The organism is Bacillus sp. 05T31 (genome assembly GCF_056396725.1).
The window spans coordinates 1-1925 of the sequence record NZ_JBFTMA010000784.1 but is presented as its reverse complement, the minus strand read 5'-3'; the positions used below and the strand labels follow the sequence as shown (position 1 = coordinate 1925).

The 1925-nt window shown below is 38.7% G+C and carries 3 protein-coding genes and 2 pseudogenes; all 5 read left to right on the top strand.

Going from position 1 to position 1925, the window contains the following annotated elements:
- A pseudogene (locus AC1DJR_RS28230) lies at positions 1 to 438 on the top strand (molybdopterin molybdenumtransferase MoeA); the annotation flags it as partial.
- The gene (gene mobB, locus AC1DJR_RS28225; RefSeq protein ID WP_477004070.1) at positions 402 to 923 is read left to right on the top strand and encodes a molybdopterin-guanine dinucleotide biosynthesis protein B; all 522 of its coding nucleotides are present in this window, start codon (positions 402 to 404) and stop codon (positions 921 to 923) included. The pseudogene AC1DJR_RS28230 and the gene mobB, both read left to right, overlap by 37 nt.
- A complete protein-coding gene (moaE, locus tag AC1DJR_RS28220; protein WP_477004069.1) occupies positions 920 to 1384 on the top strand; it encodes a molybdopterin synthase catalytic subunit MoaE in 465 nt (154 codons plus the stop codon). The genes mobB and moaE overlap by 4 nt, the downstream gene beginning before the upstream one ends.
- A gap of 2 nt (positions 1385 to 1386) precedes the next feature.
- The gene (gene moaD, locus AC1DJR_RS28215) at positions 1387 to 1620 is read left to right on the top strand and encodes a molybdopterin converting factor subunit 1 (protein WP_002089064.1); all 234 of its coding nucleotides are present in this window, start codon (positions 1387 to 1389) and stop codon (positions 1618 to 1620) included.
- A 99-nt stretch (positions 1621 to 1719) separates the two neighbouring features.
- Positions 1720 to 1925: pseudogene (locus tag AC1DJR_RS28210) on the top strand (DUF3888 domain-containing protein); the annotation flags it as partial.

Here is a 1925-nt window from a genome sequence, read left to right as displayed (position 1 = left end):
ATAGCGATGAGACCGGGGAGTGTAACGACAGTAGCTGAAGTTGATGGAAAGCTACTCTTTGGTTTATCAGGTAATCCGTCAGCTTGTTATGTAGGTTTCGAATTATTTGTGCATCCAATTATGAAAACGTATTTGCATGTGAAGGAGCCTCACGTATATAGAACTGATGCTATTTTACAAAAAGATTTCCCGAAACCAAATCCGTTTACTCGTTTTGTAAGAGCAAAAGCGAGTATTGTTAATGGGGCACTACAAGCGATGCCAGTCGGTTTAGATAAATCGAGTGCAGTCTCTTCACTTGCGGATGCAAATGCTTTTATCGTGCTGCCTGGAGGAACGAGAGGATTTGAAGCAGGAATGAAAGTGTCTGTATTATTGTTAGAATGCTCTGAGGGAAGTGATTGGCCGTGGRCAAAGCCTCTTCAATCTTACAAATAGTAGGGTATCAAAATAGCGGGAAAACAACACTTGTAGAGAAGATGGTGCATGCATTAACTGAAAGAGAAATGAAGGTTGCTACAATTAAACATCATGGTCACGGGGGCTTTCCTGAAGTAGCGCAAAAAGATAGTGAAAGACACAGAAAAGCTGGTGCTGTAGTAAGTAGTGTAGAAGGTGCCGGATTACTATCTTTGTCCTCTTTGCGAGATGAATGGTCCTTGCAAGAAATTATCCGCTTGTACGAATTTTTTGAAGTAGATACGATTTTAATAGAGGGCTATAAAGCTGAGAACTATCCGAAAGTAGTGTTACTTCGCTCTGCGGAAGACGCTGAACTTTTACATAAAGTAGAAAATATAGCGGCAGTTATTACGTGGTATGATGCTTCGTCAAATGTACGAGAAGAATATAAAGTATTTCATATAACAGAAGAAAAATTGTATATAGACTGGTTTTTACAAACGGCTAGGGGTGCAAAATGATAAATACGTATTATGAAGTAATTGATACAGAAATCTCGATTGAAGAGGTGACAAAGAAAGTAGTTCGCCGTGAATGTGGTGCTGTTACAACATTTATCGGGACAGTTAGGGAGTTTACGAAAGGGCGTCGTACACTATACTTAGAGTATGTAGCTTATAAGACGATGGCAGAAAAGATGCTACAGAAAATTGGGTCAGAAGTGAAGGAGAAGTGGCCCGGTACACATGTTGCGATTACGCATCGCATCGGCACGCTRCAAATTTCTGATATAGCGGTTGTTGTTGCTGTATCAACGCCTCATCGCAAAGAGGCTTATGARGCGAAYGAATATATTATGGAGCGTATTAAGCAAATTGTTCCRATTTGGAARAARGAGTTTTGGGAAGATGGTGASTCATGGATWGGTGACCAATTAGAAAAAACACCATATCCAGCAGGAGAGCCTGGGAAGGAGTTATAAATATGATTCGAGTATTGTTATTTGCGAACTTGCAAGAAGAAGCAGGAACGAGTGAATTACAAATAGAGAAAGAAAATATTACTGTTGCAGAGTTAAAAGATATTGTTGCAAAAGAATATAATGTACCAGTGTCAGCGCCAATTATGGTTGCGATTAATGAAGAGTACGCAAATGAAGATGACACGATACACACTGGTGATGTAGTTGCACTAATACCACCAGTGAGTGGTGGTTAATATTGGATTTTTGCTATAAAAAACGACTTTCCTAAATAGGGAAAGTCGTTTTTTTATGGCATTTTGGAGAACACTATCTTATAGGAAAAGGAGGAAGTTATGAAAAAGATATGTGTAATGATTGCAATGATATGTTCTGTTTTTTTCTTTTCTCCAAGCAATTCTTTGGCAAAAGAATCGACGGAACAGCTTTTAGAAAGTGCGTTAYTGAATCGATATTACTCGGTTATAAGGCAAGTGACAGAAGATCAATATGAATGTGACTCAGTTACAAATATAAAGCGTCTAGGCAAGAAAGATGAGTT

What these genes read in the sequence shown, in the direction of transcription:
- moaD (WP_002089064.1), top strand. Translation starts at nt 1,387, where the DNA reads ATGATTCGAGTATTGTTATTTGCGAACTTGCAAGAAGAAGCAGGAACG.